This window comes from Amycolatopsis echigonensis, assembly GCF_002846615.1.
Taxonomy (GTDB): Bacteria; Actinomycetota; Actinomycetes; order Mycobacteriales; family Pseudonocardiaceae; genus Amycolatopsis; species Amycolatopsis echigonensis.
Window position 1 is genome coordinate 2,869,314 of sequence record NZ_PJMY01000003.1, and the last position, 21,136, is coordinate 2,890,449.

20 protein-coding genes are annotated in these 21,136 nt (G+C 67.6%); 6 read left to right on the forward strand and 14 right to left on the reverse strand.

What is annotated here, in order from left to right; genetic code table 11:
• Positions 1-4: 4 nt before the first annotated feature.
• From ATK30_RS18425 to ATK30_RS18455, 7 genes are read right to left on the reverse strand one after another with little or no spacing between them, the layout of a single operon-like run.
• Positions 5-763 carry an SDR family NAD(P)-dependent oxidoreductase gene (locus tag ATK30_RS18425; protein WP_101436637.1) on the reverse strand — a complete coding sequence of 253 codons (759 nt, stop codon included), beginning with the start codon at positions 761-763 and terminating at the stop codon, positions 5-7.
• On the reverse strand, positions 760-2,184 hold the full coding sequence (locus ATK30_RS18430; protein WP_101436638.1) for an aldehyde dehydrogenase family protein: 1,425 nt from the start codon (positions 2,182-2,184) through the stop codon (positions 760-762). The genes ATK30_RS18425 and ATK30_RS18430 overlap by 4 nt, the downstream gene beginning before the upstream one ends.
• Positions 2,177-2,944 carry an ATP-binding cassette domain-containing protein gene (locus ATK30_RS18435; protein ID WP_101436639.1) on the reverse strand — a complete coding sequence of 256 codons (768 nt, stop codon included), beginning with the start codon at positions 2,942-2,944 and terminating at the stop codon, positions 2,177-2,179. Before ATK30_RS18435 ends, ATK30_RS18430 begins: the two co-directional genes overlap by 8 nt.
• Complete coding sequence (locus ATK30_RS18440; RefSeq protein WP_101436640.1) at positions 2,941-3,675, reverse strand: ABC transporter ATP-binding protein; 735 nt, start codon at positions 3,673-3,675, stop codon at positions 2,941-2,943. Before ATK30_RS18440 ends, ATK30_RS18435 begins: the two co-directional genes overlap by 4 nt.
• Positions 3,672-4,487 (reverse strand): ABC transporter permease, encoded by an 816-nt coding sequence (locus tag ATK30_RS18445; RefSeq protein WP_167441946.1) that lies wholly within the window; start codon positions 4,485-4,487, stop codon positions 3,672-3,674. Before ATK30_RS18445 ends, ATK30_RS18440 begins: the two co-directional genes overlap by 4 nt.
• Positions 4,487-5,431 carry an ABC transporter permease gene (locus tag ATK30_RS18450; RefSeq protein WP_101436641.1) on the reverse strand — a complete coding sequence of 315 codons (945 nt, stop codon included), beginning with the start codon at positions 5,429-5,431 and terminating at the stop codon, positions 4,487-4,489. Before ATK30_RS18450 ends, ATK30_RS18445 begins: the two co-directional genes overlap by 1 nt.
• Positions 5,428-6,918, reverse strand: a complete 1,491-nt coding sequence (locus tag ATK30_RS18455) for an ABC transporter substrate-binding protein (protein WP_101436642.1) — start codon at positions 6,916-6,918, stop codon at positions 5,428-5,430. The genes ATK30_RS18450 and ATK30_RS18455 overlap by 4 nt, the downstream gene beginning before the upstream one ends.
• Before the next feature lie 76 nt (positions 6,919-6,994).
• Here ATK30_RS18455 and ATK30_RS18460 point away from each other — a divergent pair, with 76 nt between their 5' ends.
• Complete coding sequence (locus ATK30_RS18460) at positions 6,995-7,732, forward strand: FadR/GntR family transcriptional regulator (protein ID WP_101436643.1); 738 nt, start codon at positions 6,995-6,997, stop codon at positions 7,730-7,732.
• 1 nt (position 7,733) lies between these two features.
• On the opposite strand, the gene ATK30_RS18465 is transcribed toward ATK30_RS18460, so the two are convergent.
• The 4 genes from ATK30_RS18465 to ATK30_RS18480 all read right to left on the reverse strand — a co-directional run bounded on the left by ATK30_RS18465 (position 7,734) and on the right by ATK30_RS18480 (position 13,726).
• Positions 7,734-8,330, reverse strand: coding sequence for a class F sortase (locus tag ATK30_RS18465; RefSeq protein WP_101436644.1), 597 nt, complete (start codon positions 8,328-8,330; stop codon positions 7,734-7,736).
• Entirely contained in the window at positions 8,330-9,064 is a 735-nt protein-coding gene (locus ATK30_RS18470; protein ID WP_101440921.1) for a hypothetical protein, read from the reverse strand. Before ATK30_RS18470 ends, ATK30_RS18465 begins: the two co-directional genes overlap by 1 nt.
• Before the next feature lie 237 nt (positions 9,065-9,301).
• Positions 9,302-10,333 carry a trans-sulfuration enzyme family protein gene (locus ATK30_RS18475; RefSeq protein WP_101436645.1) on the reverse strand — a complete coding sequence of 344 codons (1,032 nt, stop codon included), beginning with the start codon at positions 10,331-10,333 and terminating at the stop codon, positions 9,302-9,304.
• 177 nt (positions 10,334-10,510) lie between these two features.
• On the reverse strand, positions 10,511-13,726 hold the full coding sequence (locus ATK30_RS18480) for a penicillin acylase family protein (protein ID WP_101436646.1): 3,216 nt from the start codon (positions 13,724-13,726) through the stop codon (positions 10,511-10,513).
• Between the two features lie 163 nt (positions 13,727-13,889).
• On the opposite strand from ATK30_RS18480, the gene ATK30_RS18485 reads away from it, so the two are divergent.
• From ATK30_RS18485 to ATK30_RS18505, 5 genes are all read left to right on the forward strand, one after another.
• The gene (locus tag ATK30_RS18485; protein ID WP_101436647.1) at positions 13,890-14,264 is read left to right on the forward strand and encodes an FKBP-type peptidyl-prolyl cis-trans isomerase; all 375 of its coding nucleotides are present in this window, start codon (positions 13,890-13,892) and stop codon (positions 14,262-14,264) included.
• Positions 14,265-14,386: 122 nt separating this feature from the next.
• Complete coding sequence (locus tag ATK30_RS18490; protein ID WP_101436648.1) at positions 14,387-15,142, forward strand: S1 family peptidase; 756 nt, start codon at positions 14,387-14,389, stop codon at positions 15,140-15,142.
• Between the two features lie 124 nt (positions 15,143-15,266).
• Positions 15,267-16,001: a S1 family peptidase gene (locus ATK30_RS18495; RefSeq protein WP_101436649.1), complete on the forward strand. Its 735-nt coding sequence runs from the start codon at positions 15,267-15,269 to the stop codon at positions 15,999-16,001.
• A gap of 36 nt (positions 16,002-16,037) precedes the next feature.
• The gene (locus ATK30_RS18500; protein ID WP_101436650.1) at positions 16,038-16,373 is read left to right on the forward strand and encodes a hypothetical protein; all 336 of its coding nucleotides are present in this window, start codon (positions 16,038-16,040) and stop codon (positions 16,371-16,373) included.
• Between the two features lie 49 nt (positions 16,374-16,422).
• On the forward strand, positions 16,423-18,021 hold the full coding sequence (locus tag ATK30_RS18505) for a hypothetical protein (RefSeq protein ID WP_101436651.1): 1,599 nt from the start codon (positions 16,423-16,425) through the stop codon (positions 18,019-18,021).
• Here the strand turns inward: ATK30_RS18505 and ATK30_RS18510 are convergent, their stop codons facing one another.
• From ATK30_RS18510 to ATK30_RS18520, 3 genes are all read right to left on the reverse strand, one after another.
• Complete coding sequence (locus ATK30_RS18510) at positions 18,022-18,471, reverse strand: hypothetical protein (RefSeq protein WP_143271401.1); 450 nt, start codon at positions 18,469-18,471, stop codon at positions 18,022-18,024.
• A complete protein-coding gene (locus ATK30_RS18515; protein WP_101436653.1) occupies positions 18,390-20,033 on the reverse strand; it encodes an NB-ARC domain-containing protein in 1,644 nt (547 codons plus the stop codon). The genes ATK30_RS18510 and ATK30_RS18515 overlap by 82 nt, the downstream gene beginning before the upstream one ends.
• A 533-nt stretch (positions 20,034-20,566) precedes the next feature.
• Positions 20,567-21,130, reverse strand: a complete 564-nt coding sequence (locus ATK30_RS18520) for a hypothetical protein (protein ID WP_143271402.1) — start codon at positions 21,128-21,130, stop codon at positions 20,567-20,569.
• Positions 21,131-21,136 lie beyond the last annotated feature (6 nt).

Sequence of the window (21,136 nt, forward strand, 5' to 3'; positions counted from 1 at the left end):
CGATTCACGAAGCGGGTGGGTCAAAGCGGCCGTCGACTGCGGTCCAGCCGCCGTCAACGGCCAGGACTGAGCCGGTGACGAAGGTTGAAGCGTCCGAAGCGAGGTACACGATGGCACCGGCAAGTTCGTCCGCGCGCGCCCAGCGGCCGAGGGCGCCCTTCTGGGCGTAGGCGTCGTACCAGTCGGGGCGCGCTTTGATCTGTGCGGTCAGTGGTGTCTCGACAACGCCGGGGGCGATGGCGTTGACGCGTACGCCGGACGGTCCGAACTCAGCGGCAGCAGTGCGGAAGAGCTGCACTAAGCCGCCCTTCGTCGCTGCGTACGGGCCTTGTCCGGGTTCGACGGTGGTGCCGCGGATCGAGGAGAAGCCGATGATGCTTCCCCGGCCCTGCGCGACCATCGGTGCGCCGAACGCGCGAAGCACCTCGAAGGCGACGCCCAGGTTCAACTCCACCACGCGGTCGAACTCTTCGCGCGTGTAGTCCAGCAAGCGTTTCCGGACGTTGGTGGCTGCGGTCAGCACGACAGCGTCGAGCGGACCCAGTTCAGTGGCGGCAGCCGTGATGGCACCGGGGGCGAGCAGGTCGATCTCGTACGCCTCGCCGACACCAGTCTCCCGCGCGGCCGCGACGTCACGGTCCGCGCAGATCACCGACGCACCGTGCGCGTCCAGCGCCCGGGCGGCCTCGCGGCCGATTCCGCTGCCCGCGCCGAGCACGACGGCTCGGCGACCGTCCATTCGGAACAGTCCGGCGTAGTTCACGGGCGCAGCACCGCCATTCTGGTCACGGTCAGTTCTTCCACGGCGAATCGCGGCCCCTCGCGGCCGATCCCGGAGTCCTTGACCCCGCCGTACGGCATCGTGTCGGACCGGAAACCCGGCACCTCGTTCACCACTACCCCGCCGACCTCCAACTCGTCCAGCGCGCGGAAGGCGGTCTTCAGCGAGCGGCTGTACACGCTCGCGTGCAAGCCGTACCGCGACGCGTTGACCGCGGCGAATGCTTCGTCCACATCGGACACTGTGCGCAGGCAGACGACCGGACCGAAGATCTCCTCGTCCCAGCATTCGACGCCGTCCGGGACGTCGGCGAGCACCGTCGGCTCGAGCACGCCGTCGCGCACCGAACCGCCGGCCAAGAGCCGAGCACCGGCCGCGACCGCTTTGTCGACCCACTCGGCGACCCGCGCGGTCGAGCGTTCATCGATCAACGCCGACACCCGGGTTTCCGGCGAGCGCGGATCACCAACGGTCACTTCGCCGAGCCGCGCGAGCACCTTGTCGGTGAACTCCGCCGCCACGGACGACACCGCCAGCACCCGTTGTACGGAAATACAAGCCTGTCCGGACGCGTAGAACCCGCCGCGCAGCACGGCGTCGGCGGCAGCGTCGAGGTCGGCGTCCTCGGCGACGACCAGTGCCGCGTTCGATCCCAGTTCCAGCAGGGTCTTCGTCGGCGCGGCGTCGCGGGCGATCTGGTGGCCGACGGCGGCCGAGCCGGTGAAGGACACCGCGCCGATCCGCCGGTCCGTGACCAGCGCCGATCCCACGGCAGCGTCTCCGGTGACCAGCTGGACCATCGCGGGCAGGTCGGTCAGCGAGCGGACCAGGTGCACCAACCACAGCGTCGCCAACGGGGTTTGCGGCGCCGGCTTCACCACCACCGGGCAGCCGGCCGCGATCGCCGGGGCGATTTTGTGCGACGCCAGCAGCAGCGGGTAGTTGAACCCGGCGATCCCGACGACCACGCCGATTGGCTTGCGCTTCCAGAACCCGACCAGTCCGTCGCCGGACGGCAGCAGGTCAAGCGGCACGGTTTCGCCGTGCAACCGCGACACTTCCTCGGCCGCCGCTTCCCAAGTGACGATCGTCCGCGCGACCTCCACCTGGCAATCGACCAGCGGTTTTCCGGTCTCCAGCACGAGCAGCTGCGTAAACTCCGCCCGACGCTGACGGATCGCCGAAGCCACGTCGTTCAGCAGCGCCCGGCGAGTCCGCGAAGGCAGCGAAGCGACCTCGCGTGCCACTGCCACCGCCTCGTCAACAGCACGCGAAGCCAGCGCCGCCGTGCCGACCGGAGCGGTGCCGATCACACTGCCGTCATAGGGAAACACCACGTCCGCGGTATCCACTGTGGACACCCAGTCGGGACCAATCGGCAGGCCTTCCGGGTAGTCAGGCATCCGTTTCTCCCTTCAACCGAGCCAGCTCGGTCCGCAGATTCGGCGCGGCGGCCAGCAGTTCCCGGGTGTACTCGTGCTCCGGCGCGGCGTAGACCTGGTCGACCGGACCGATCTCCACGATCTCCCCGCGCCGCATCACCGCGACGCGGTCGCACACGTGCCGTACCACGCCGAGGTCGTGCGAGACGAAAATCAGCGTCAACGAGAACTCGTCGACCAGCCGGGCCAGCAGATCCAGGATCTGCGCGCGCACCGAAACGTCCAGCGCGCTCACCGGTTCGTCCGCGATCAGCACGCTCGGGTTCGGCGCGAGCGCGCGGGCGATGGAGATCCGCTGCCGTTGCCCGCCGGAGAACTGGTGCGGGTACCGCATCGCCGCGTCCTCGGGCAGCCCGACCGCGGTCAGCAATTCGGCGACACGCTCCGGCGACCGGCGGCCGAGCGGTTCGGACACGATGTCCCGCACGCGCATCCGCGGGTCGAGCGAGCCCATCGGGTCCTGGAACACGATCTGCATTTCGCGGCGCAGGAACCGCAGCTTCCGTTCGGGCAACGAGTCGATCCGCTGCCCCTGGAACGACACCGTGCCCGCGGTCGGCCGGTCCAACGCGGCGAGCAGGCGCACCAACGTGGACTTCCCGGAGCCGGATTCGCCGACGATCCCGAACCGCTCACCAGCGGAAACGTCGAAACTCACGCCCCGCAAGGCATGCACGTCCCGCCGCTTGTACCGCCGCTCCAAGTCCCGTACGGAGATCATCGCGCGCCCTCCAGATCGGAAGCCGCCAGCAACCGCTGGGTGTAAGCGTGCTTCGGCGCGGTCAGCACCTCACGAGTCGAGCCATGCTCCACAATGGACCCGTCGAGCATCACCAGCACCCGGTCGCACATCTGCGCCACCACCGCCAGGTCGTGCGTGATGAACAGCAGCGAACTCTCCGCCGACAGCCGCTCCCTGATCAGCGACAGGATCTGCGCCTGCACGGTGACGTCCAGCGCGGTCGTCGGTTCGTCGCAGATCAGCAGCGCCGGATCGTTGGCCAGCGCGATCGCCAGCACCACCCGCTGCCGCTGCCCGCCGGACAGCTGATGCGGATACGCCCGCGCGACGCCTGGCAACCCGACCGCGGCCAGCAGTTCCTCCGCCGGACGCCCGCGCCGGCCGTGCACCCGGAACGGCTCGGTGACCTGCCGCCCGACACGCATCGCCGGGTTCAGCGCCGTCATCGGCTCCTGGAACACCATCGCCATCTCGTTGCCGCGCAACCGAGAGAGCTCCTTTTCGGACGCACCGAGCAGCTCCCGACCGTCCAGCCGCACCGAACCGGTGGCCGACAGTTCTTCCGGCAGCAGGCCCAGTACGGACAGCGCGGTGAGCGATTTCCCGGACCCGGATTCACCGATCAACCCGACCCGCTCGCCCGCGCCCAGCTCGAACGAGATCCCGCGCACCAGGTCCGCGACCTGCAGATTTTCCACCGTCAGCGTCATACCCGCGCCGCCAATCGGGGGTCGAGACGGTCCCGCAGACCGTCGCCGAGAAGGTTGAACCCGAGCACCGCCAACGCGATCGCGACGCCGGGGACGAGCGCGAGCCGCGGATGCGCGGTGAGGAGTTCCTGCGATTCCTGCAACATCCGGCCCCACGACGGCGTCGGCGGCCGTGTGCCGAAGCCAAGAAACGACAGCGCCGCCTCGGCCAGCACGGCGATCGCGAACGACACCGACGCCTGCACGATCAGCAGCCCGCCGATGTTCGGCAGCACGTGCGACCAGGCGATCCGCGACCGCGACCGTCCGCCTGCCCGCGCGGCCAGCACGTACTCGCTGCTCATCACCTGCAGCGATCCGGACCGGGCGATCCGGGCGAACGACGGGATGGTCGCGATGCCGATGGCGACCATCGCGGTGAGCGTGTCCGCGCCGAACACCGCGCCGAACATGATCGCCAGCAGCAGTGCGGGAAACGCGAGCACCAGGTCGTTCACCCGCATCACGAACTCGCCGAGCCACCGCGGGGCCATCGCCGCCAGCACGCCCAGCGGCGTGCCGATCACCGCCGCGATGCCAACCGCGACCACACCGACGTACAGCGTGGTCCGCGCGCCGACGAGGATCTGGCTGAAGACGTCACGGCCGAATTTGTCGGTTCCGAACAGGTGCTGCGCGGAGAAGCCGAGCAGCCGGTCCGGCGCGTTGACCTGCACCGGGTTGTACGGCGTCCAGACGAACGACACCAACGCGGCCACCACGACCAGCGCGACCAGAATCCCGCCGAGCAGGAGATTTCCGTTGCGGCGCATCAGGACCCCCGCAGTCTCGGGTCGAGCACCGCATAGAGCACGTCGACCACGAAGTTCACCAGCAGCACTCCGGCCACCAGCACCAGCACGATCCCTTGCACGGTCAGCAGATCGCGCCGTGCCACCGCGTCCAGCAGCATGCTGCCGAGCCCGGGCAGGACGAACACGCGCTCCACCACGACCGCGCCGATCAGCAGCGTCGTCAGCTGCAGGCCAAGCACGGTGACCACCGGGACGGACGCGTTGCGCAACCCGTGCCGGAACAGTGCCTGACCAGGCAAAAGACCCTTGGACCTGGCGGTGCGGAGGTAGTCCTGGCCGAGCGTGTCGAGCACCGCGGAGCGGACGTAGCGCGTGAGCACCGCCCCCTGCACCAGCCCGAGCGACAACGCCGGGAGGATCAGTCCGCGCAGGAACTCGCCCACGTTCTGGTCCGGTGGCGTCCATCCGCCGCTCGGCAGCCAGCGCAGTTGCACGGCGAAAATCTGCACCAGGATGATGCCCGCGAGGAACGCCGGGATCGCCACGCCGACCTGCGACAGTCCGGAAACCGCGACGCCGCTGGCTTTCCGGTGCCGCACCGCGGCGAACGCGCCGACGGGCAGAGCGATCACCAGCGCGACAAGCATTCCCGCGCCGACCAGCCACAACGTGACGCCGAGCCGGTCCAGCAGCTGCGGGCTGATCGCCTCCCGCGTGACGTACGACCGGCCGAAATCGCCGTGCAGGACCCCGCCCATCCAGCTCAGGTACTGCTCGACCAGCGGCCGGTCGATGCCGAATTCGGCGCGGGTCTTCGCGAGCAGCTCCGGAGTCGCGTTGACGCCGAGCGCGACCTGCGCGGGATCGCCCGGCAGCACGGCCATGAACAGGAACACCACAATGGACGCCACGAACAGGCTCACCGCGAACACGGCGACCCGCCGCAGCACACGCGCGGTCATGCCGGCCTCACCCCGGTCAGGTCGAAGGATTCGCTGACCTGGTTCCGCGCGAGTCCGGTCACCTTCTTCTTGGCGACCACGACGTTCGGGAACAGGAACAGCCAGTCCGCGGCCGCGTCGGTGTTGATCTGCCGCGCGACCTCTTTCATGTCCGCCACCTGCTCCTGCGGCGTACCGCTGTCCGCCGCGGCGAGCAGCTGTTGCACGCGTTTGCTGTCGTAGCCCCAGTAGTACTTGGGTTTTCCGAACGTCGAGATGTCGCGGGCTTCGACGTGCTGGATGATCGAGAGGTCGTAGTCGTGGTCGGTGAAGACCTGCTTGAGCCACACCGCCGGGAAATCGAGCGGCTCGATCGTCGCGGTGACCCCGACGTCCGCCAGCTGTGATTGCACCACCTGCGCCGCCGACACCGCGTACGGCAGGTTCGGAATCCGCAGCCGCAGTTTGAGATCGTGTACCCCGGCCTCGGCGAGCAGCTGCTTCGCCTTCGCCGGGTCGTAGGAATAGACCTTCGACAGGTCCTCGTACCACGGGTCGGTGGGCGGGACCATACTGCCGATGAGCGTGCCGCGACCATTGAAAACCAGGTCCAGCACGGCTTTCCGGTCGATGGCGTAGGTGAGCGCGCGACGGACGCGCACGTCGTTCAACGGCGCGCGGCGGCCGTTGAACGCCAGCGTGACCTCGCTGTTCGTCGTGCCCTGCTGGACGGTGAACCGGTCGTCGCCCTGGAACTGCGGGATCGAATCGGCCGACGTGAGATTGGAGATCACGTCGATCCCGTTGGACAGCAAGGCGTTGTTGAGCGCGGTCGGATCGGCGAAGTACTTGAGCACGACCGTGCGATACGCCGGTTTCCGGCCCCAGTACCGCGGATTCTCCCGCAGCACAATGGAATCCCCGCGCCGGCGCGACGCCACCTCGTACGGTCCGGTGCCGACCGGATGGTTCGCCAGATCCGCGACGCCGGTCGGGCTGAACATCGCGCCGAGCCTGCTGGTGAGGCTGAACAGCCAGCCGTTGCTGGGTTTCGACAGCACCACCCGAGCGTGATCCGGCGCGACGACCTCGACGTGGTCCACGACGTCCATCGCCGATTTGAGCGAGATTGTCCAGTCGGTCTTCACCCGCATCAGCGAAAACTGCACGTCGGACGCGGTGAACGGCGCTCCGTTGCTGAACTTGACGCCCTGCTGCAACTGGAAGTCGTACGTCTTGCGGTCCGGGCTGATCGTCCAGGACTTCGCGAGCAGCGGCACGATCCGGCCCTGCGGATCGAGCTTCACCAGGCCCTCGTAGACGTTGTAGAGCAGCGCCTGCGGGATAGCCACGCCATCGGACCGGGTGAAGTCGAAGTTCGCCGGTTCCGCCGTGTATCCGACGGAAAGCGTGTCCGGACCTGGGGAAACACTCGCGCTGGAACCTGCCGAGCAACCGGACGTCACGAGCAGCAGCGCGAGTGCCGCCGCGGTGCTCCGGGCTTTCATTCCGCCTCCTGCTCAGTACACTGGTCTGACCAGTAACCTTCGAGCAGACTCGCATCCGGCAGACACCGAGGTCAAGATGAAGTTCGAACCGGTGGCTCCGGTCCGCGCCTACGAGCGGATCGTCGAGCAGATCGAGGAGGCCGTGGTGAGCGGCCGCCTCAAACCCGGCGAACGGCTCCCCGGGGAACGGGAGCTGATGACGCAGTTCGGCGTCGGCCGCTCGACCGTGCGCGAGGCGCTGCGAGTGCTGCAGGCCGCCGAGCTGATCCGGTCGCGACCAGGCGATCCGCGCGGGCCCGAGGTGCTGGCCGCTTCGCCGGGCGCGCTGCAGCGGTCGATGCACCGGCTGGCGCGGGCGGAACACGTCGGACTGGCGGAGCTGCTGCAATTCCGGATGGTGCTGGACGGTTCGTCGCACCTGCTGGCCGCCGAACTGCGCACCGTCGAGGATTTGACCGCGCTCGACGTCGCGTTGGAAGGAATGGCGGCGGCGGACGGATACGCCGAATTCAGCCGCGCGGACGTCGCGTTCCACGACGTCATTGCCCGAGTGTCACGAAATCCGCTGCTGGTGGTGAGCGGCGAAGTCGTCCGCGGCGTCGTGCTGGAATTGATCGAGGACAAACTCAGCCACGCCAACGACCGCGGCACGCTGATGCGCTCGTGGCTGCGGCACCACGAAGAGGTGCTCAACGCGATCCGCGCCGCCGACGGGGAGTCGGCGGCGCGGTTGGCGCGGCAAGCGCTGTATGACAATTACGCGGAATACGTGCCGAAGGAACAGCGAACGCTGCTCACCCCGCTGCTGACCTGAGTCAGGAGACCAGGTTCGCGTACACCACGATGTTGTCCTTGTAGCTGTGCTCGGCGTGGTCGAACACGCCGCCGCAGGTGATGAGGCGCAGCTGCGGCTTGTCCGTGTTGCCGAAGACGGCCTGCGTCGGGAACGTGTCCTTGGGGACCTGTTCCTTGTGGTCCACCACGAACTTCAGCTTCTTGCCGTCGCTGCGTTCGATGTCGACCTCGTCGCCCGGGTTCACGTCCTTGAGCTTGTAGAAGATGCCCGGTTGGTGGTTGCCGTCGACGTGCCCGAGCACGATCGCCGGGCCCACGTCGCCCGGCACCGGCGAAAGCCGGTACCACGCGGCCTGCATCGGGTTCTTCACCGAAGGCACCGAAATCTGGCCGTCCTTGTTCGGCAGGACGGTGATCAGCGACGATTTCGCGCCGATCTTCGGGATCTCGACCGACGTCGGCCGCAGTCCGGTGAACGGCTTGGTCACCGGGACCGCCGCACTGGCCGGGGCCTGCGCGGCGGGCGCCGCCGGGGCGTCCGAACCGCACGCGCTCAGCGAGAGGGAGAGGAGCAGAGCGCCCGCGAGAGCGACGCCCTGCCCGTACTTCCTGGTCATCAGGCGGCCATGCCCCCGAAGCCGGTCTCGATGCCGTGCTTCGGCGCGTACTTCACCTGCGAGTCACCGTGTCCGCCGGTGGTGCCAGCGGAGCCCGCGCCCGCGCCGCCGGCCGGGGGAACGTGCCCGCCGTCGGTCGGCTTGGTGCCGCAGGTCCAGGACGCGTAGACGATGCCGTTGTCGAACGAGACGCCCTCATGGCGCTTGACCGTCCAGCCCCAGTAGCGGCCGTCGTCCTCGAACTGGTACGGGCCCTCGACGAGGTCGAAGTCCTTGGAGTGCACGTTCGTCGGCTCGCCGGCGGCGCACGCGATCACGAAGACGCCGTCGTTGCCGTCGAGGTCCACGCCGTAAGCGATGTCGTCCACGTACGGCGGCTCCTCCGGAGGAGTCTCCGAGGAGGTCGTGGTCGGCGTGGTGGGCTTGCTGGTGTCAGTCGGCTGGCCGGTCTCGGTCGGCTTGCCCGTCTCGGTCGGGTTACCGGTCTCGGTCGGCGCGCTGGTCTCCGTCGGCGTGCCGGTCTCCGTCGCCGGAGCAGAGGTCGCCGGGGAGGAAACAGGCGGCGTGGTCTCGCTGGCCGGAGACTCGGAGGGAGGAGTCGACTCGCCCGCGTCGGCCGGAGCCGAGGAGGAAGTATCCGTCACGGGATCCGCGTTCGCGGCGGGCACGACGGCAAGGCTGATCAGGGCGCTCGCGAGCACAGCGCCCGCGAGTCTGCCCAGGGTCTTCTTCAAGGTGATTACCCCTCTGAGGAAAGGCGCGATGACCCCCACCGCGCCCGCTGATCCTGCCGGGGTTTCAGCCGATATGGGTAACCCTTTAGCTGGTGATTAATAACACCGCGGAAAGCGGTAACGAACTGCTTTCCGGTAGCGATGATTCCGCCCGATTGCCGAGTTTCCGGCCCGCCGTGCCCATACCGTAACACTTGCCAGGCAACCCGGACAGGGTTCGTGAGGAAATGGCGTAAATCAACCGAGCGCGGTCAGCAAATCCCGCCACAGGTCTTCCGGGTCTTCCAATCCGACGGAAAACCGGATCAATCCCGGCGGCACGCGTTCCTCGCCGGGCAGCCAGGCACGCCGTTCCATCAGGCTTTCCACCCCGCCGAGACTCGTCGCCGGCCGGATCAACCGGACGCTCGCGCATACCTTGTCGGCAGCGTCGGCGTCGGCGACTTCGAACGCCACCATCATTCCGAAACCCGGGTAGCGGACCTTTGTTACCGCCGGGTGTTCCGCCAACCGGGACACCAGCAACTCCGCGGTACGAGTTTGCTCGGCGAGGCGCACCGGAAGCGTCCGCAAACCGCGCAACGCGAGCCACGTTTCGAGCGCACCCGGTGTCGCACCGACCCGAGTCCGCGCCGCGCGCAGTTCGTCCACAAGGGTCTGCTCGGCTGCGACCGCGACGCCGAGCAGAAGGTCGCTGTGTCCGCCAATGAGCTTTGTCGCGCTGTGCACCACGATGTCCGCGCCAAGCGACAGTGGTTGCTGATGCAGTGAAGTCGCGAAGGTGTTGTCGACGACTACGCGTCCCCTCGTACCGCGCGCGATCGTCTCGATGTCCATCACGTCGAGCGTCGGGTTGGTCGGCGATTCGAGCCACAGCAGATCGGCGTCGCAGTCGAGCCACGCCTGCGTGTCCGTCGGCTCCAATTCGGTGACCGTGAGCCGACCGACCTGCTGTGCGTGCTTCAACGCTCCGCGCGTGACGGCGTAACTGAACGACGGAACAGCAACCGTCGACCCGACCGGCAGCGAATCCAGCACCGCAGACAACGTGGCGACGCCGGACGCGAAGGCGACCGCAGTGCCGCCCTCGAGCGACCCGACAACCTCCTCGAAGGCAGCCCAGGTAGCCGTCCCGTCGGAGCGCGCGTACACCGCGTCGCCGCCGGCCTCAAAGGTGCTCGTGGCAACGATCGGCGTGGTCAGCGGCTCGCCAGGGCCGTGCGGCCGGCCCGCCGCGATCGCGCGGGTCCGCGGAGTCCAGTCGTCCATGCGGACACGGTAACTTCGCGACCGTCTCAACGGCAGGGCGACGAATATCACCAGGTGGTCAGCCGTTCCACAAAGTGGACGACATCCAGCCGGGTCGGGCTGGCGACCATGAGGGACCGCCCCGGCCGATCCTGCTGGCCGGGGCGGTTCTCATCGTCGCTTCGGTAGCGACCGAGGTCAGTGCGCGTAAATCTCGAACTCGTACAGCGAATACCCGTACTTAGTCCCGCGCGTGACTCCCTGCATCCGAACGAACCGCGCGTCCGCAGGTGCGAACGAAACGTTGTCGATACCCCCGTTCCCGTCCGTCACCACCGCGGCGTCGTGCCAGTCGGTGCCGTCCGTGGACAGCTGGATCTTGTACCCCTTGCCGTAGGCCTTCTCCCACGACAGCACCGCTCGCGAAACCTGCTGCACCGAGCCGAGATCCACGGTGATCGACTGGTTGTCGCTCCAATCGCTCGCCCAGCGGGTGCTCGGATTGCCGTCGACCGCGTTCGAAGCCGGGGAGTTGTAGAACCCGGTTTCCGCGCTGGAAGCGTTCACCGGCTTGCCCGCCGCGAGGTTCGAGACGTTGTCGCCGCGGTGCGCGGGGTACTCCACGACCTGCTGGAACGTCGGCCGGTTCTGCGTGCTGATCTTGCCGTGCGTGATGCCGCCCAGCGGACGCTGGATGATCGAGTCGGCGCACCACTGGTCGCCCGCCGAGCAGTCGCCGTCGCCCGGGTACACCGTGTTCGCGGCCTGACCGGCGGCAGTGGTCAGGGAGTCGACGAGCGTCTGCCGGCACGCGGTCAGGTCGCCGCCGCCGCAGAACTTCGCGCCCAGCGGGCCTGCCACCGGCTGTCCGAGCGCGGTGCGGAGGTCCTTGCTGACGTAACCCCACCAACCGTGCTGATACGCCGAACCCTGGTGCGGCTGCCCGACGTGCTTGCCCGGCGTCTCGTTCTGGAAGCCGGACGGGCTTTCGTTGATCTGCAGCACGTTCGTCATCGCACTGAACGCGTCGTCGCCCATCGCCGGCTTGAACTCGCCGGTGACCAGCAGCGGCCACCACGCGTCCATGATCCGGATCGCGTCGGCGTCGTTGTAGGTCTTGCTGCCCGCACTGGACTCGACGCGCTGGTGTCCGTGCTGCATCCACGTCTTCAGCTTCGCCTCGGCATCGGCCGCGGCACCGGTGAGCGGAGCCTTGTCGAGCACCTGCAGCAGCAGCGGCAGCACCTTCTCCGCCCGCAGGTCAGCCAGCGCCGCGTCCTCCATCGCCTGGGTCAGATTCACCCGGGTCACCTTGGTGCCGCTGGAAAGCAGCGCCTTGACCCGCGCGTCGAGCAAATCGCCGCGGTGCACGGCGGACTTGTCCGCGCCGCCCGACGCATAGCCGTTGGATTGTGCGTTGTTCCAGCTGATGTAGTAGTCCTGGTTCACCGACTGCGGGTGCTCCGACGCGGGCGTGTAGTCAGCCTTGTTGCCCGCCGGGTTCCAGCCCTTCCAGTCGAACCCGCGGTCGCCCCACACCGGCATCATCGGGTCCACAGTGGAATTGCGTACCGGGTTCGCGCCGGAGTTGAAGTACGCGATGTCCTTCGAATCGGCGTAGAACCAGTTGAAGGTGAAGTTGACGTCGTTGGCGGCGCGCTGGAAGTCCGCGGCCGATTTGACGAAGCCCGGGTCGTTGAACTCCTGGAACCCGATCAGCGAATCCACCTCGTGGAAGTACGAGGACCGCAGCGACGAGTACGCCACCGGCTTCCCGTCCACCGTCGCGCGCGAGGTCACTGGGCCGTACTTCGTGCGGTAGCTGCGCAGCGTGTAGGACCCGGCCGCGGTGCCGTCCGCGACCGTCGGCGACCAGGCGTTCTTGCGCTCCACTGTGTCCATCGGAAGACACTTGCCCTGGTAGAGGTAGTAGTTCGAGTCCTTCGTGGCCGGTTTGCCGCTCGGATCGCACAACGGCAGCGCGTACGTGTCGATGATGTCCTGCGCCGCGGTCGTCGCGCTCCACGAGTAGTCCTGGCCGCGGCCGAGCAGCACGTACATGCTGAGCCCGGCGAACGACGCGCCCCGCGCACTGATGCCCGGGCCCTGGATTTCCTGCAGCAGCAACAACTGCGGCGCGAAATATCCGGTCTGTGGGCCGAACACGGCGACTGGATGACCGCTGGCGGTCTTCGCGCCGGACACGAGCAGCGCGTTGGACATGCCGTGCTTTTCCTTGAGCATGTTGCCCGGCAGCACGCCGTTGTCGAACATGCCGCGCGCGGATTCCTGGTCCTTCGGCGCGGGAACCTTGACCTTCGGTTGCGCGGAGGCCGCCGAGCCGGTCGGGTCGAACACGAGCTGCTGGTTCGTCACCGAGCCCTTGTCCGGCAACGCCGCGCCCTGCGGATTCGCCAGTGTGTTGCCGTACGGGAAATTCTGCCCGTCGTGCAGGGTCTTCACGGCCTCCGGATCGTCCGCGGCACGCAGGCTCTGCCACACCTTTTCGCCCTGCTCGACCCCGTACTTCTCCTGCAGCGCCAGCTTCGCGATCGCGTTCTGCACCTCGCCGCCACCGCCGGCGCCGAACTGCGCGCCGACCACCGAGGCGAGCACGACGAGGTCAGTGAGCTTGAACGGTTCGATGGTGCCCGCGTTGGTGATCGCGTCGACGTGCCCGGTCAGCACGTACTCGCCCGGGAAATACCGGCCGTTGTGCGAATCGGTGATGTATTTGTTGATGCCTTCGACGTACGCCTGCGCGTCGGCGAGACCCTGCTTGCCTCGCGGGCCGCTCGCCGCCACCGCGTCGATCTGCTGCTGCAGCTCGTCCTCGGTATACGGCGCGGAGGCGAAGAAAGACTGCTCCAGCTCGCGGTTCGCTTCCGCGCCGCCCGCGTACGACGTCAGCTGGCCGCGGCCGACCCGGCGCATGATGTCCATGAGCCACAAGCGATCCTGCGCCGCGGCGTACCCCGCGCCGTATTCGGTGCCGGACCGCGTCGTGCCCTGGATGTGCGGGACGCCGGTGGCCTTGTCGCGGGTGATCGTCACGTCGTCCCGCGGTTTCAGGGTGCTCGCGACCTGGTCGGCGGGCACTCCGAAGGACGAGTCGTTGAAGAATTTGCCGATGGTGTCGGTCGTCAGCGTCTTGTACCCGCCCGCCAGGTCGGCGTATTTGCCAAGCTGGTCGTCGGCGTGCCCGGGCTGGGTGCCGAACGCCTTGTTGGCGAGGATTTCGGCGAGCGTCGCGCTCCCGTTCTCGCCGGGCGGGAGGATGTCGTTGCATTGGCCCGCGCAATAGTCGTTGCCGGGCAACGCGGCGGAAGCCGGTGCCGCGGTCCCGATTTGCACTAGCCCGGCCGTGAGCACGGCTACCGCGCCCGCGGCCAGGATGGGAATGCGTCGTCGCATGCCACAGCTCCGTCCACGAAGGATGCCCCAGGGTGACCCGGCGCACGCTACCGACGGGTAGCGCACATGTGAAGAGTTTTCGCGTTTATCCCCTCGTTGGGAGTAGTCCATCCGGCGGTACTCCATCCGGCGCAGCGTTTCGCCGATAGGTACGGTGAGCCCCATGAGCGTGGAAAAGCCCCAAGTCGAGCGCCCGGACGGACCGCCGCCCGCCGAGCTGCAGATCAAAGACATCACGGTCGGCGACGGCCCCGAAGCCAAGTCGGGCAACGCTGTCAGCGTGCATTACGTCGGGGTCTCGCACTCCACCGGCGCGCAATTCGACGCCTCTTACGACCGCGGCGCGCCGCTCGATTTCCAGCTCGGCGCGGGCCAGGTCATCCCGGGCTGGGACCAGGGCGTGACCGGCATGAAGGTCGGCGGCCGCCGCCAGCTGGTGATCCCGCCGCACCTGGCTTACGGCGAGCGCGGCGCGGGCGGCGTGATCGCGCCGAACGAAACGCTGATTTTCGTCGTCGATCTGGTCGGCGTGCGCTGATCTCGGAGAAAACGCGGGCAGCCGGGCAAGCCCGATCGGGCAGCCCCGGCTGATCCCCCTTTCAGGGGAACCGGAAGGCGCCTAACGTTCGCATTGAGTAGTCGTCTTCCGGAGGATATTTCATGCGTTTGCGTGCTGCCCTTTCCGCTGCCTTCCTCGCCGCCGGTGCCGCGCTCGCTGTCGCGGCACCCGCGTCCGCGGTCGCGAACGGCAACGATGTGGCGCCCGGTGAGTATCCGTTCGCGGCCAAGCTGTCCATGCCCGTCATCCCGCGCGCGGACGGCACCACTTATTCGAGCGGATGCTCGGGTTCCCTGATCGCGCCGCAGTGGATCATCACCGCCGGACACTGTTTCCACGACGTCAACCGCAAGCCCGTTTCCGGGCCGGTGCCGTACGGGACTTCGGTGCTGCTCGGCGCGACCACCGACGAGCCGGGCAAGGGCGAACGGCGTCAGGTCACCGAGGTGCAGCAGGCGGGTACTAACGACGTCGCGCTCGCCAAGCTCGACCAGCCGGTCACCGACATCACGCCGCTGACCGTCTCGCCTGCCGCGCCGGCCACCGGCCAGCAGGTGACGCTCGCCGGTTGGGGCAGCCTGACCGAGGTTTCCCCGAAGCCGTCGAACAAACTGCAGCAGGGCGCGATGCAGGTCGTCGGTTCCGACGCCACCACCGTGAGCGTCGTCGGCATCGCGCCGAAGAAGGACACCAGCGCGTGCAGCTACGACTCGGGCGCACCGTACTTCGTCGCCGAAGGCAACACCGGCCGCCTCGTCTCGGTCGAGTCGACCGGCCCCAACTGCCCCCACTCGACGCCCGAGACCACCGCTCGCGTCGACATCCTCGCGAACTGGATCGCCACCCACACCGCGTGAGGGCAAGTCCCGCGATCGGTCAGTTTTCGTCGCCCATCAAGGGAATTCCGCGACGCGGACGGTGTCGTTAGCGTGGAAGGCCGAGTTCATCGGCGTCCGCCGGTGACCCGGACGAAGGGACAGAATGCGCGTCCGCGCCGCGATCTCCGCAGCAGTTCTCCTGCCCATCCTCACCGCGAGCCCGGCTTTGGCCGTCGCCAACGGTTCTGACGTCCCAGCAGGCCAATTCGGCTTCGCCGCGAAGCTGAGCATGACCGGAATCCCGCTGCCGAACGGAAGCACGTACTCGAGCTTCTGTTCGGCAGCGCTCGTCGCACCGCAGTGGATCGTCACGACCGGCCACTGTTTCCACGACGCCAACAAGAACCGGGTGTCCGGCCCGGTGCCGTATCCGACGACGGTGTCGCTGGGTCTCGTCGACGAGACCAAGGAAAAAGGCGTCCAGCGCAAGGTCACACAGGTCCTGCAAGCCGGCCCGAACGACGTCGCGCTGGCGAAGCTCGACAGCCCGGTCTCCGAGGTCAAGCCGCTCACCGTGAACCACCTGGTGCCCGGCGTCGGACAACAGGTCACCCTGGCCGGCTGGGGCAGCCGGACGGCACAGAATCCAGTGCCGTCCAAGCAGTTGCAGCAGGGCACGATGAAGATCTCGTCGGTCGGCAGCACGACAGTCGCCATCCACGGTGTATCGCCCTCGGCGTCCACCAGCGCGTGCACTTACGACACGGGCGCGCCGTATTTCACCGACGGCAAGCTGATCTCGATCGAGAACAACGGCCCGGACTGCCCGCACACCGGCGCGGAAACGACGTCGCGCATCGATGTGATCGCCGAGTGGATCGACGAGCACGCGAAGTGAGTACGGTGGAAGGGCCGCCGACCTGAGGAGAGTCGCATGCCCGAGCCGATCCTGACCGCTGTCGCCACCGCGCTGGCCACGAAGGCCGCGACCGGGCTGTACGACCTGGTCAAGCGCAAGTTCTCCGGCAACAGCAAGGCAACCGCGGAACTGGAGGCGGCCACCCCCGACGACCCGGCCACCGTGACCGCGCTGGCCGAACGCCTCGACGAGGCAAGCCGCCAGGACCCGGAGTTCGGCGCGGCGCTGCGCACCGAGTTCGAGGTGCACCAGGAAGCACGCAGCGGCGGGGTGACGAACCACGTGGGCACCGTGGCCGAAGGGGCCAAGGTCGTTCAGCTGCGTGACGTACAAGGCAATATCAGTCTCTGAGCCTTTCTTCGGCGACCGGCACGGAGAGCGATCGGTAGGATCGCTCTCCGTGCCTTCGTCGTCGTTCCCCGTGCCGCGCCGATGGCGCACCGTGCCCACGGAACGCACGCTGCTGGCGGTCGTGCACAACGTCACCGCGGCGACTCGGCTGCTGGACGTGCTGCCGTTGTTCGCCGGGGATCCCCGGATACAGGTGGTGTTCACGTGCCCGGATTCGAGCGCGTTCACCCGGGGGACGGAGGAGTACCTCGCCGCGCGCGGGATCCCGCTGGAACCGTGGGAAGACGTCGTGGCGGAGGACTTCGACTGGGCTTTGGCCGCCAGTTACGGCGGGGATTTGCACGAATTGCGCGCTCCGTTGACGGTTTTGCCGCACGGAATGGGGTATAATAAATTCTTGGAAACCGGAAACCGGAAACCGGAAACCGGAAACCGGAAACCGGTTTTCGGGTTGTCCGAGGAATGGCTGATGCATCACGGCGAGGTGATCGCCGAACATCACGTCCTGTCCCACCCCGAGCAGCTCACCCGGCTGCGGCAGTACTGTCCGGAAGCCGCTGACCACGCCGTCATCGCCGGAGACTCCTGCCTGGACCGCCTGCGGGACGCCCGAGAACTGCGCGAATCCTACCGCCAAGCACTAGGCGTAACCGGCGAGCAAACGCTGGTTCTGGTCTCGTCAACATGGGGCGCGGATTCCCTGTACGGGACCCGCCCAGAGTTGCCCGCCCGCATTGCCAGCCAGTTGCCGCTCGACGAATTCACCGTCGTGCTCGCCCTGCACCCCAACATCGGACAAGGCCATTACCCGTGGCAACTGGAAATGTGGCTGCGAAAATGGCAGCGGACGGGCGTCATCGTCCTGCCGGAAGAAGACCTGTGGCAGCCAGCCGCAGTAGCCGCCGACGTCACCATCGGCGACCACGGCTCCGTCACCTACTACTCCGCCTGCCTCGGCACCCCAGTCCTGCTGGCCGCCGCACCACACGATGCCGTCGATCCCGATTCGCCGGTGGCCGCCCTCCTGCGCGCCGCCCCGTCCTTGACCGACGAAAGCCTGGCTGACCAACTGCGCACCGCGACCCAGCCCGCGGACCTGGTCGTCGCGACCGAACTCGCCACGAGCGTCCCCGGACAGTCCGCAGCCCTCCTGACCGACCTCGGCTATCGCACGCTTCGACTGTCGCCACCAGCTGAACCAGCCGGATTCACCGCGTTCCCACTGCCGCGCGTCCAACGCCAAGAACCCGGCGCGCAATGGGTCCAGGTCCGCGGCGACGAGGTCACCCGATTCGCCGCAGCCTCCGCCGACGCTCACCTAGTCGTCCACGTCGACGGCCCCGACCCCCGCCTCCTGCGCCGCGCCGACATCGTGCTGGGCGACCGTTTCCCTGACCCGGGCCGCTGGATCGCCATCACCCTCGCCGAATTCCCCGGCTGCGAATGGGCCGCTTGCCCGTACGGATCCGGCTGGCTGGCCGGCAGCCGCGACGGTCTGGTCGTGTCCTTCACCGGCACCGACCTGCCACAGGCCGTGCCGTCGCTGCTGTACACGCGCGACCTGCTAGGCCTCGACTTCCCCGAACAGCTTCCCTTCACCGCGGGCGGCCGCAAGCACGAGGCACGCCTTACCGTCCACTATGGATAGTCAGAGCTGTTCGATCCAGATCAGCAGATCAGCCGCCTCGGCCGTGAAACCGTGCATCCGCGCGATGTTCAGCGCATCTTTCGCGTGCGCCTTCGCCTGATCACGGAAACCACGGGCAAGCGCCGCCTCCGAGCGGGACCACAACGCGGCAATGCGTTCCCGCTGCAGGTTGGCCTGTTCCGCCGCCGAGTCGACTTCGGCCAGCACCACCGCGCCTGCCTCGAAGGAACCGGCTTCGATCAGCTTCCGCCCCTGCCACAACCGAACCTTCACCAGATTGCCCGGCTCGTTCTTCAGTCCCTGCTCCGCTTGCGCGAGCAGAGTGGCCGCCTCCTCCGGCGGGACAACCTTGGCCAGATGCATCCGAATCAACGCAAGACGACGGTCGCGACCGATCTCCTCAGCCAGCGCGAGGCTCTCCCGAAAACAGACTTCCGCCCGGCCCAGCAACGAACCGCGTCCTCCGGCCGCCCCTGCTGCCGAGCGATCCATCCAGGTTCGAAAAACGCGAGCCCGCGCGCTTCCAGCGCGGACGCGTGCTCCTCCGGCGTAGTGGCCAACTCGGCCGCGACGGCGAACTGCTCCTGCGCCGCAGCCCAATCCCGCAGTTGCATCCGCGCGAACCCGAGCTGAGTGCGGACCAATCCCTCGGCAAGCGGCATCGCAGCAGCCTGCGCGGCCTGGACCGCGTCCTGGCTCACCGCCACCAGCTCCGCGGGGGACGCGCCGTCTTTGTAGACCGGCCACAACGCCCTCGCCAGCCGAATGACGTCCTCGTGTGCCCCCGCCTGCAACGCGACCTCCGCCGCGGCAAGCAGGTTCGTCTGTTCAGCGAACAACCACTCCCAGGCCTCCGCCGCCGACACCGACGCCGACCCGAAACCCGGCCAAATCCTCGCCGGCCAGCCAGTGGGCAGCGCACTTTCCGCGATCTTGAGCCCTTGCTCCGCGTAATACCCGACCACGACGTCCGACAGCTCGCCAGCCAGCCCGGCAGCGTGCAGCCGAGCAAGCTCGGACATCCGGTAGCGGCCCCTGATCACCTCGATCAGCTTGGCGGACACCAGTTTCTGCAACGCGTCCTCAGCGTCGAACTCATCGAGGCTGAGCACCGCCGCGACGGTTTCCAGCCGGACGTCACCGCTGCCCGGGTGCGCCCCGAAGAATCGGTAGACCGCTTGTTCCTGCTCGCTCAACAGCTCGTACGCGACGTCAAACACCGCGCTGGCCAAGGCGCCCTTCGCGCGGATCCGCGCGATCAGGCGCTGCACCGTCCCGCCCTGACGCGCGAGGATCATGCCCGCGACGTTGAGTTCCGCTGCAGAACCAGCGCAAATCCGGAGCAGTTCTTCCCGCTGTTCCGGTTCCGCGGCGAGCTTTTCCTCGCCCACCAGCTCAGTCAGGACGCCCAGCGCCGCCTCGTTGCTCAACGGTTCCAGCTCGACCTCGCGAGCGGAATACCGGGCACGCAGCGCATCCAGCCCCGACCCGACCACGAGCACGTACGAACCGGGATGCGTCGGCAGCAGCGCCTTCACCTCAGCCGCGCTCAACGCGTCGTCGACCAGCAGCGCGACCTTGAACTCAGCAGTCTGCGACTGCCACATCGCCGCGCGCCCCTCGAGACTCGCCTGCATCTCGTCCGGACCGTATCCGAGCTTGGACAGCAGCTCGGCCAGCACGTCGGCACCCGCCCGGTGGCCCACGCGCACGTCGTAGAACCGGTCGAACCGGTCCTGATGCTGGTGCAGCCAGGTTTCGCACAGAGTCGTGCGCCCACTGCCCGGCGCACCTCGCACGATCGCGATCGCTACCCGGTCCAGAGCTTCGTCATGGATCCGAGTAAGCGCAGCCAGCTGGCGCTCGTTGTTCCGGTAATGCTTCGGCGGCGCCTGAACCTGCAACGCCGGTGCCGCAGGTTGCTGCGGACCGTGGAAATGCACGTCGCCGTACACATTGCGAGCCTGGAACACCTTGTCTGCCTGGCCGTCGAAGTAGTTGCCGTCGCTCACTGTTTCCCCCGCCCAGCTGATCTTGACTCAGGTTACCGGAATTGCGCCGCCGAAATCACCGCGGCGCAAGGATCAACATCGAGCCGTCTTCCCAGTACAAACAGGCAGGCGAAGGGCTCCATTGCGCACTCCCCTGCCACACCACGACCGGTGCTGCTTCGCGAACCTCAACCAACGCCACCCGCGCCGCCCGCGCACCACCGCGATCTCTCCGCCCCGCCCCTTCAACCTCGAGGCCGCCTCGAACGCCTGCCCCCGAGCTGGTCCACTAGGTACGGCCACCGGTTTCCGGCGTCGCTTCGGAACTGTCACGAACTCCCAAAGCGCCACCAAGGGCCACGCGAGATTTGCGAGGATCTCAAGACCAGCCTCCGCGACACACCCCAGCGACCGATCAGCCCGCCGCCGCCGATCGCGCCCTGCTTTGACCCGTCCGAGCACGACGACTTGCACAGGCTCCCGCCAGCCGCCCTCGAAGTACCGCTCGACCCGGACTCCCAGCTCCTGGCCCATCAGCCACCCATCCGACTCGGTTATGCAAGCCCGGAACTGTACCTACTCAACCGGCGGGGCGAGGGAAAGAAAAGAGAAAAGGCGGTGATCAAGTTGACTGAGTTGATGAGCGCCGCGACGACGGGGGTGATGAGGTAGAGCACGATGGGCACTGTGAAGTGAAGCTGTTCCATACCGGAGTAGCTACCCGATGTCGTCACGGTAATGACGTACCAGAAAACGAACACAATCGTTGCCAGCCACCCTGGAATAGCCGTCCCCAGCTGAACTCCCAGTACGGTGTACTCCTTGCGGTGCGCGAGCTGCCCAGCCGAGAAATAGCAACGCGCCACCATCAGGCCAATCCCGGAGAGCATCAGGCAACACGCCGCGGTAATCCCCAAGACGACCGTCAGCCCGGTTGTCACGTCATAGGAAGTGGGAAGGCGGTACCCGAAGACGGGTACGGCGATGATCATGAGCAAGCCGATCCCGGCGCTCGCGGAACCCCATCGCATCGTAGTGGCACGGATCTTTCCGACCAGGGCAGGAGGAAACCAGCGACCAGGAGATGCCGCCGACGCATAGGGGTTCATCATCGTCATCAGTAA

Bases quoted from the DNA above. Each gene is read 5' to 3' on its own strand.
- ATK30_RS18430 (WP_101436638.1), bottom strand. From the start codon at position 2,184: ATGCCTGACTACCCGGAAGGCCTGCCGATTGGTCCCGACTGGGTGTCC.
- ATK30_RS18435 (WP_101436639.1), bottom strand. From the start codon at position 2,944: ATGATCTCCGTACGGGACTTGGAGCGGCGGTACAAGCGGCGGGACGTG.
- ATK30_RS18440 (WP_101436640.1), bottom strand. From the start codon at position 3,675: ATGACGCTGACGGTGGAAAATCTGCAGGTCGCGGACCTGGTGCGCGGG.
- ATK30_RS18445 (WP_167441946.1), bottom strand. From the start codon at position 4,487: ATGCGCCGCAACGGAAATCTCCTGCTCGGCGGGATTCTGGTCGCGCTG.
- ATK30_RS18450 (WP_101436641.1), bottom strand. From the start codon at position 5,431: ATGACCGCGCGTGTGCTGCGGCGGGTCGCCGTGTTCGCGGTGAGCCTG.
- ATK30_RS18455 (WP_101436642.1), bottom strand. From the start codon at position 6,918: ATGAAAGCCCGGAGCACCGCGGCGGCACTCGCGCTGCTGCTCGTGACG.
- ATK30_RS18460 (WP_101436643.1), top strand. From the start codon at position 6,995: ATGAAGTTCGAACCGGTGGCTCCGGTCCGCGCCTACGAGCGGATCGTC.
- ATK30_RS18465 (WP_101436644.1), bottom strand. From the start codon at position 8,330: ATGACCAGGAAGTACGGGCAGGGCGTCGCTCTCGCGGGCGCTCTGCTC.
- ATK30_RS18475 (WP_101436645.1), bottom strand. From the start codon at position 10,333: ATGGACGACTGGACTCCGCGGACCCGCGCGATCGCGGCGGGCCGGCCG.
- ATK30_RS18480 (WP_101436646.1), bottom strand. From the start codon at position 13,726: ATGCGACGACGCATTCCCATCCTGGCCGCGGGCGCGGTAGCCGTGCTC.
- ATK30_RS18485 (WP_101436647.1), top strand. From the start codon at position 13,890: ATGAGCGTGGAAAAGCCCCAAGTCGAGCGCCCGGACGGACCGCCGCCC.
- ATK30_RS18490 (WP_101436648.1), top strand. From the start codon at position 14,387: ATGCGTTTGCGTGCTGCCCTTTCCGCTGCCTTCCTCGCCGCCGGTGCC.
- ATK30_RS18495 (WP_101436649.1), top strand. From the start codon at position 15,267: ATGCGCGTCCGCGCCGCGATCTCCGCAGCAGTTCTCCTGCCCATCCTC.
- ATK30_RS18500 (WP_101436650.1), top strand. From the start codon at position 16,038: ATGCCCGAGCCGATCCTGACCGCTGTCGCCACCGCGCTGGCCACGAAG.
- ATK30_RS18520 (WP_143271402.1), bottom strand. From the start codon at position 21,130: ATGACGATGATGAACCCCTATGCGTCGGCGGCATCTCCTGGTCGCTGG.